At 61.5% G+C, this 7,990-nt stretch carries 8 protein-coding genes and 2 pseudogenes; 7 read left to right on the plus strand and 3 right to left on the minus strand.

Features of this window, described 5'->3' with window-relative positions; translation table 11 throughout:
* Positions 1 to 209 precede the first annotated feature (209 nt).
* Together H5395_RS17010 and H5395_RS17015 are read left to right on the plus strand one after the other, a co-directional pair.
* Complete coding sequence (locus H5395_RS17010; RefSeq protein WP_182793722.1) at positions 210 to 428, plus strand: hypothetical protein; 219 nt, start codon at positions 210 to 212, stop codon at positions 426 to 428.
* Between the two features lie 132 nt (positions 429 to 560).
* Positions 561 to 785 carry a hypothetical protein gene (locus H5395_RS17015; protein WP_182793723.1) on the plus strand — a complete coding sequence of 75 codons (225 nt, stop codon included), beginning with the start codon at positions 561 to 563 and terminating at the stop codon, positions 783 to 785.
* Here the strand turns inward: H5395_RS17015 and H5395_RS17020 are convergent.
* Positions 775 to 1,542 (minus strand): hypothetical protein, encoded by a 768-nt coding sequence (locus H5395_RS17020; protein ID WP_182793724.1) that lies wholly within the window; start codon positions 1,540 to 1,542, stop codon positions 775 to 777. The two genes, H5395_RS17015 and H5395_RS17020, sit on opposite strands and share 11 nt — an antisense overlap.
* A 497-nt stretch (positions 1,543 to 2,039) precedes the next feature.
* Between H5395_RS17020 and H5395_RS17025 the strand changes: the two genes are divergently transcribed.
* The 3 genes from H5395_RS17025 (at position 2,040) to H5395_RS17035 (ending at position 3,308) form a co-directional block, all read left to right on the plus strand.
* A complete protein-coding gene (locus H5395_RS17025) occupies positions 2,040 to 2,192 on the plus strand; it encodes a hypothetical protein (RefSeq protein ID WP_182793725.1) in 153 nt (50 codons plus the stop codon).
* A complete protein-coding gene (locus H5395_RS17030; protein WP_182793726.1) occupies positions 2,189 to 2,359 on the plus strand; it encodes a hypothetical protein in 171 nt (56 codons plus the stop codon). Before H5395_RS17025 ends, H5395_RS17030 begins: the two co-directional genes overlap by 4 nt.
* A 574-nt stretch (positions 2,360 to 2,933) precedes the next feature.
* Positions 2,934 to 3,308: a hypothetical protein gene (locus tag H5395_RS17035; protein WP_182793727.1), complete on the plus strand. Its 375-nt coding sequence runs from the start codon at positions 2,934 to 2,936 to the stop codon at positions 3,306 to 3,308.
* Positions 3,309 to 3,908: 600 nt separating this feature from the next.
* Here H5395_RS17035 and H5395_RS17040 read toward each other — a convergent pair.
* A pseudogene (locus H5395_RS17040) lies at positions 3,909 to 4,928 on the minus strand (IS5 family transposase).
* A 421-nt stretch (positions 4,929 to 5,349) separates the two neighbouring features.
* Between H5395_RS17040 and H5395_RS17045 the strand changes: the two are divergent.
* Complete coding sequence (locus tag H5395_RS17045) at positions 5,350 to 6,402, plus strand: replication initiator protein A (protein ID WP_182793728.1); 1,053 nt, start codon at positions 5,350 to 5,352, stop codon at positions 6,400 to 6,402.
* A 139-nt stretch (positions 6,403 to 6,541) separates the two neighbouring features.
* Here H5395_RS17045 and H5395_RS17050 read toward each other — a convergent pair whose 3' ends face one another.
* The gene (locus H5395_RS17050; protein WP_182793729.1) at positions 6,542 to 7,132 is read right to left on the minus strand and encodes a transposase; all 591 of its coding nucleotides are present in this window, start codon (positions 7,130 to 7,132) and stop codon (positions 6,542 to 6,544) included.
* 145 nt (positions 7,133 to 7,277) lie between these two features.
* Between H5395_RS17050 and H5395_RS17055 the strand changes: the two are divergent.
* Positions 7,278 to 7,718: pseudogene (locus tag H5395_RS17055) on the plus strand (transposase); the annotation flags it as partial.
* Between the last annotated feature and the right edge of the window lie 272 nt (positions 7,719 to 7,990).

Raw genomic sequence — 7,990 nt, forward strand, 5'->3', positions numbered from 1 at the left:
GCAAGCTCGACGGCAACGGTGCAGACAAGACCGGTCGTTGCAGTAGCATTTGTCATTGCGGCCTCCATCACTGGCGAAGGCCCAAAGCCTACGCCCTCGGGAACAGGACGCGCATAGCATCTACAACGAAAACCACCCGCACTCAGGGCTGAAGATGCGCTCGCCCCGCGAGTTCATCGCAGCTCAAACCGCAACCGCCTGAGTGTCCGATGAAACGGGGGCAAGACCAGGCGGGCGACAGGATCTCGGGCTTCATTCCCAACTGCACCACAATCAGCGCCTTGCTGCAGGGCAGCGCCACCGAGCATCCGCCATTGCAATCCGCCGTGAGGGTCAGCAGGAACTCCGCCGACCGGCTGGCCGCCTGCAAGAGCCGCAAGCGGCATGGAAAACCGTATCGATCCAGCGACTTGCTTGCGCTGGAATGACGCGACCGAGCTGGAGTGACGCAACGTCAAACCGGGACATCCGGGGTTTTTGCTCCGATCAATACCCTCAGGTCGGGCAAGTTCGCGTTCGCCAGCCATGCCATTTCCACTGCCTTTGATCGAGAGATTTGCATGACCAGACCCGACAGCACCGCGCCCGCGTCGAGCCTGACGGTCACGGAGTGGAAGCTGCTTCTGGAGGCGATCCATCTCTATCGGCACAACCCGGAATATCGCACACTTCACGACAAGCTGTCCCTGCTGGCCAGGGCATCGGGCGTCAGGCTGACGAGAGCCGCATCACGGCGCGGAGCCTCCCGCCAGACCGGGCAGGATCGGCCCGGCGTCACCGGGTGATCTCGCCATCACGGACGGCCTGGCCGTGGACGGCCAGCTCGGCGCCGAAGCGACTGCCGCCGTATCGCTTGATCAGGGAATCAACACGTTCGTCGTAGGTTGTCTGGCCGATCCGCCGGATGAGATCCCGCTTGTGCCAGTGACGGTTCTCGAACGGCGCAGGTCGGGCCATGTCTGCCAGTGCAACGGCGCCAGCGTCCGCAGTCGAGGCCGGACAGGCTGCTGGAGCAGCCTGTTGTCCTACTGCCGGCGTGGGTTGCGGCTTTTGGGGTGTGGTCGGGTATTTCCGCAGGAAACCGATCAGGAAGGCCAAGGGCACGCGGCTGCGACCGTTACGCTGGTTCAGACCACAAAACCCGTTCCACAGGTATTGCACATCGACCTTCTCGGCCGGAGTGCCGGTTCTGAGCCGCCTGATGAAGTCGGCCCAGGGCGTCCGGTGGACGTTGGCCTCGCCGTCCACTTCGATCTTCTGCGAAAGATTATTTCTCTTGTGTTCTATATAAAGAGTAAGCGGCGACAGATTGCCGGTTACTCCCCTGCCCTCTCCTCCTTCCGTACCCCGGGAACGCTCCAGCTCGTCGGCGCCGATCTTTGCGGCGCGGCCTGTGCAGGAGCCCGGGATCCCGGTGAAGCGGAACAGGTGCCGCTGATGGTGACGGCGGATGATGGTCAGGCCGAACAGCCGCGCCAGATCGACCAGGGCATCGCGCACTGATCGCGCAGACAGGCCCGTGGCCTGCTGCAGCTCGGCCATCGTGAAGGCACTGTGGCCCGTGAGCGCTCCGCGCCAGCAGCTCTCGAAAGGGCGTTGTGGTGCATGTTGCACCACCTGAAATCTGAAATTTTACAGCGCATTATACGCATCATCGTCGCCCGTCCCTGCCTCTTGGTCCCGCTAAAAGGGTGCCACCCCTTGGGCATCCCCGCCGGGTCCGGCTTGAGCATCGCTCGCGCCGCGCCAAGGCAAGGCAGGTTGGCGGACCTGGCGGACGCCCTGCCTGACACCGCGTGACACCCAAACACGGGATGCCCCCGGTCCCGCTTCGGGATCGCCCGCACAGGTGCTGGGGCCGCCTTCCAAGGGCCGCGGATCTCCGATTTATGGAGATCCGCGAGGCCCGGAATTTGAAAACCGCGCGAGTGGAGATTTGAAATGTTCCCCCTGTCCGAGACGGACCTCATGCTGGCACGCTTGGCAAGCCTCGCAATGCCGAACCCGAACCCGAAGCCGATCACGCTGCCGGTGACGCCATGGTAAAAGTGTTCTGGCTCCTCGTCGTGATCAACGGCCAGGACTACGTCGTCGAATACAATCTCGGCGCGAACGATTGCGCCGACCTCATCGCCGACCGGATGCCGCAGCTCCCCGAAGCCGAAGCGTGGATCTGCGAGGTGCAGCCATGATCGCGACCCTGATCCTCTTCGCGATCCTCGGCATCGCGGGCCTCGCGGCCCTGGTCCTCAGCGTCGAGATCCTGATCCTGTGGCGGGCTCGGAGCCGGTTTCTGCGTGAACTTCGCGAGGTCGAAGGGCGCCGGTCCAGGGTCGGTTTCGGCCGCGAGGGCCGCTGAGCCTGTGGATAACCTGTGGATAACTCCGCAGATGGAACGGAACGGGAACGGGGGCGGGTCCGAGGAGGATTTGCGTCCGTTCCAATGATTTCAACGAGTTACAGTTTCGGGTTCGTGAGGGCCAGTGGGGGCGCTCTGGAGGCTGTGCCTCGTGGTGCGAAACGGTTCTTCGAGCTTTCCTGTGTAAGACTTTGTTCCTCTTCTATATTCTTTCTCTTTCTTCTTCTTTTCTTCTTTAGAAGAGATCAAGAAGAAAGAAGAAAGAGGAAGGTAGACTAAAAGAGAAAACTCTTTAGAAGTTTTATTTTGATTTCTAGAAATTTAGATTTAATTTTAAAAGTTTTTTGTTGCCCTACTCCTCCTTCCGCTTTTCGAGTCCGGGCACTCTCCTGCTCTCTCCCGCATCGTTTCCCGAAATCACCCTGTGTCAAAGACCCGACTGGTCTTAGCACAGCCCGAACCCGTTCCCGAACCCGATACTGTGTCGGTCTCTCCGATACTGCAGCGGGAACGGATGCCCCGTTCCCGAACCCGTTCCCGATACTGCAACCCGCACTGCAAAAGGAGCACTGCAATGCACGAACAGATCCTCGAACACTGCAAACGTCTCGAGTCCCTGCGCCCGGACCTGCCTCGGCTGGAGGTCTACGCCCGGGTCAACCTCCTCCCCACCCAGCCCCTCTCGATCCAGATCGAGTATCGCCCCTCCCACGACGCAACCTGGGACCAGGCCATCCGGCACTCCGCCCCCAGCTTCGACGCGGCCGAAGCGTGGCTCCTGGCCCAGGACGACCCCGAGCAGATCGCCCGCAACCAGTTCACCCGCGATCTGGCCCACCTGCTGGAGCGGGCGCGTGACCTCGACATGCCCATCGTCGCCGACCTCGCGGCCACCATGGCGCGACTCAACACCAACATCCTCCCCAGCCTCACGGAGCGGGCCGCCTAGGCCCTCCTACCCCGCTCCGGTATCCGACGCTTCCCCAAATAAGGAAGGGCTCCAGCATGGCTCTCAAGACCTCTGAAGGACACCTCGTCCGCATCTACGCGACCAACGCCACTGCAATGCACGAACAGATCCTCGAACACTGCAAACACCTCGAGTCCCTGCGCCCTGACCTGCCCGGCTGGAGGTCTACGCACGTGACCAGCAACTTCGATGCGCTGAAGCCTGGCTCCTCGCCCAAGACGACCCCGAGACCTCGCGCGCAACCAGTTCACCCGTGATCTGGCCAGCCTGCTGGAACGGGCCCGCGATCTCGATATGCCAGTCATCGCCAAACTCGCAACCACTATGGAGCAGCTCAATAGGGCAACCCTCTCAGAGCCACAGAGTGGACCGCCTGAGGCCCTTCTTCTATTCCGCATTCCCCAACCACATGCCTTCGCCTTTCGGGCCTCCAGAGGGCCTCCCAGGCTCTCCGTGAGCGAGTGGGTGAACCCTCATCGGCTCCAGCGTCAACATAGCAATTCACCGACCTCGGTGATCCTGTAGTGCTCTGTTGCACGGAACGCCTGAAGGTCGAGCTTCCCCTTTCCCCTGCCGAGGTCAGCCGACGGGTTGCGTAACGGGGATGCCGAGGGCGGTGAAGCGGTTCAGGATGGCGCTGTGGACTTGGAGCTCGGCGGTCTGGCCATCGAAGTCTCGGGCCATGAGCTTCTGGCCGAGCAGCTTCATGCAGTTCATCCAATCGCCGGGAAAACGATCCACCGGATCGTTTTCTGGCCCGGCTCATATCTCGGCACGGCTTCTGCGGTGATACCCGCTCCAGCACCGCCAGATGCTTCGACCGAGGCGCTTGATGGCGCGCAAGTCCTCGTTCCTGCCTGCTGCCCCGAGGCTGTTCTTCTTCCACGGCTTGGCGTTGCGCCGGGGTGGGATGACCGCGTCCGCGCCCCGGTTCGCGATGGCGTCCCGGCAGCCGCGGGTGTCGTAGGCGCCGTCCGCGGTGACCGACGTGATCGGCTGCCTTCTGGGATCTGACCGAGCAGATCAGGCAACACGGGCGCATCGCCCACGCCGCTGCCGGTGATCTCGACTGCACGGATCTCCAGAGTCGCCTCGTCCATAGCCAGGTGGACCTTGCGCCAAACCCGCCTGCGCGCTCCACCATGCTTGCGCGCATGCCATTCGCCCTCGCCCCGGACCTTGATGCCCGTGCTGTCCACGAGCAGGTGCAGAGGGCCGCCGCTGCCACGGTAAGGCAACTGCACGGCCAAGGTCTTCTGCCGTCGGCAGAGCGTCGAGAAGTCCGGCACCGGCCAGTCGAGGCCGGCCAGCTTCAGAAGGCTCGCGACAAAGCCCCCTCCCCATGGTCACTCGGACCAGTGGCGTTCCCTGGCTCGATCTGGCGAAGCGGCAGGCCGAAAAGGATCTTGATCGTCAGGCAAGCCTGGATCGCGGCGTCGCTGTAGACCGGCTGGCCGCCGCGCTTGCCCGATGGCGCCGCGTGCCATGCCAGGGCGTCGAAGGGTCGAACCAGACGGTCAGCGACCCACGCTCACGCAGCGAGGCATTGTAGGCGGACCAGTTCAGGGTACGACAGCGGCTCGGAGCGGGCTTGGACATGCCGCCTAGCTATGCCGCCGGACCTGCAATGTGGATCCTGGGTAGGCTTCGTGTAACAAGGCCGGTCCTGATCATAGGCAGGAGCTAACTCCTTTTTCACCTTAGGATTCAGCGCGACTGTAGTTACTAATCTGCAGGTTGTTACTCATCTTCTTCAGTCGTCCGAATTCTGCCTCAAGGTTCTCTAAAATTCTGACAGGGTGTTAAATTTGGAGTTAGATATGTGTTAAGTATTTTGTGGCAAGCTCCAACTGATTGATAATGAATGTATAATTTACCCTTCCACAAGGCTCTTGGTAACTGAAACCACGAATCTTGGTAACTGAAATCTTGGATCTGGTAACTGAAACCACGAATCTGGTAGTTCGGTAACTGAAACCACGAATCTTGACCTTCGTAACTGAAACCACGAAGATGCGGCATGGACACTGAATTTATGAACCGCCAGGATCAACTGATCCCTGACCGTCATCCACAGCATGACCTGTTCATCTGCGACGTGTCCGATGCCGCATTGAAGGACGTGATGCAGCACATGGAGCATCCGTTCTACTCCCTGTCAAAGAAACCTGACACGAACGTCCGGCGCTATGAGCACAATGGGCACTGGCTCGAGGTGACGCCGAGCGTAAAAGGCTTGGCGACGATCTATGACAAAGACATCCTGATCTACTGCATCAGCCAGATCATGGCGAAGCTGCGACGTGGTGAACCCGTCTCCCGGCGTGTACGCATCAACAGTCGGGATCTGCTTATTTTCAGTAATCGCGGTACATCCGGTCGCGATTACATGGCACTGGTGGAGGCGTTAGACCGGTTGGAGGGAACACGCATCCGCACGAACATCGTGACTGGTGACGAAGAGCAGATAGATGGCTTCGGCCTGATCGATGCCTCCTCCATCAGGCGCAAGCATGGGCTCGACGGACGGCTTCTGTGGTGCGAGGTTAAGCTCTCGGATTGGGTGTTCAGCGCCATCCGCGCACAGGAAGTCCTGACCTTGCACCGGGACTACTTCCGGCTCCGCAAGCCGCTTGAACGCAGGGTCTACGAGATCGCTCGCAAGCATTGCGGACAGCAGGATAGCTGGAAGATTAGCCTCCCACTCCTGCTCAAGAAGTCCGGCTCGCAAAGCCCAGAAAAGCGCTTCCGGCAGATGATCCGCCACTTGGCACAGCACGATCATCTGCCCGACTACCATGTCGAGTTCGACAGCGAGCAGGATATGGTAGTCTTCACTAACCGAGGCACTATGAAGTTGGCGAGTGCCGCGCCCATTCTCGTCCCATGGTCAGGGCGGCTGGACAGCGATGTCCATGCCGAAGCGCGTGTGGTGGCACCTGGCTGGGATGTCTATGTCCTTGAGCAGGAGTGGCGCTTGTGGCTGGCGGACAATGAGATCACGCCGAACCATCCTGAGAAGCACTTCCTGAAGTTCTGTGCGAGCTGGCACGCAAAGCGCAGGCGGCCTTGAGGGAGAGTGTCCGATCTTCTTCTTTGGTTGCCGCCCGTGATGCAAGAGACCTCGGACCTTTGGCGTGTGATCGAGTGCGAACTTCTTTCAGGCCTTCATGCGCGGCATGTTCAGAAGTTCGCCTGCTCTGTTGAGATCCTCATTTCGCCCTTGGGAGCAGGACCAGGTTGTGGGTGATGACGCGCAGGGCGAGTTCTTGCTGCTGGGCATTCTCGCCCCGGGTGGTGAGGGCTGATCCGAGCCGGCGTTTATGCTGGCTGAAGGCGCTCTCGGCGTGCCAGCGCTGGTGATAGAGCGCGGCCGGGAAGTCGCCCCAGAGCGCGCGGCGGTAAGCCTCCTTGGGTGATCGGTCGCCGGTGTTGCGGGGGTTGAGCGCGATCACGGTCCGACGCAGGCCGAGTTCGTCGCGGCAGAGGCGGTGGTTGTGCTCTGCATCGTAGCCTGCGTCGGCCAAGGCCGTGTCGAACGCGATGAGCTTCGCCGCTTGGCGCATCGCCGGGATGAAGTCGGGCGAGTCCTGGCTGGGTCCGACGCCCGGCACCGCGCCGACGATCAGATGCGAGGCCACATGCACCACGGCCGTCAACTTCGGCCAAGCTCGCTGCCGGTGCCCTGAGCCAGCGCGGCGCAGGCCAAAGTAGGCGCTCATGTGCCGTGTCTCGAGCCCTGTGGCATCCACGGCGGCCACAGGGGCGGGGTCCACCAGGCCCGCCGCGCGGGCGCGCTCCATAAGCGCCGCTTGGGCGCGCCGGAACGTCCCCCTTTTTCAGCGCCGGCCATCAGCCGCGAGGCGGCGTAGGCCAGCGTGGAGTAGTGGGGCACCTTGGTTAGGCCGAGCGCCTCACGCAACTCCCGCCACTCGCCCGCAAACCAGGGAAATAGAAAAACGCGTGAAGGACGAAGCGAAGTCAGACCCCGAGACGATCCGCCTGCAGACAGCCCCGGGCGTCGGCCCCGTCAGCGCCATGGCTATCCAAGCGTTCGCTCCACCGATGGAAGGGTTCCGAAGGGGACGCGACTTTGCCGCCTGGCTGGGTCTCGTTCCCGTTCAGAAGTCGACCGGTGGCCGGCAGATTTTGGGGCGGACCTTCAAAATGGGGCAACGAGACATCCGAAGACTATTGATCATCGGTGCGATGACGCGGGTCAGGTGGGCGGTCAAGAACGGCTCTCCCAAGGGATCTTGGCTCGAGCAGATGCTGGCGCGCAAGCCCCGGATGCTTGTCGCCATCGCCCTGGCAAACAAAACTGCCCGCGCAATCTGGGCGGTTATGACGAAACAGGAGGACTATCGAGACCCTGCCCTCGGCGTGTGACACGATGAGAGCTGGCAGGTGTGAGACGGACATTGTACTGTAAGGTATTGCGCGACAATCTTGATGAGACGCGCGCGTCAATCTGGATGAGCTTCTACGTCGCGGCGTCTGGCAGGGTATCAGCGTGATTGTCGCTGGCAAGGCCCTGCGGGCCGGGTGATTGACGCTCCGCGACAGACTGGGGCGTATTGTTGATTGTCGCGAATGCGGCCGGTCGTCCCCGTGTCCGCTTTGCCTCCATGGCGCTGCGCCGGCGATAGCTTTCGACATTC

The sequence above is a fragment of the Paracoccus sp. MC1854 genome, assembly GCF_014164635.1.
Taxonomy (GTDB): domain Bacteria; phylum Pseudomonadota; class Alphaproteobacteria; order Rhodobacterales; family Rhodobacteraceae; genus Paracoccus.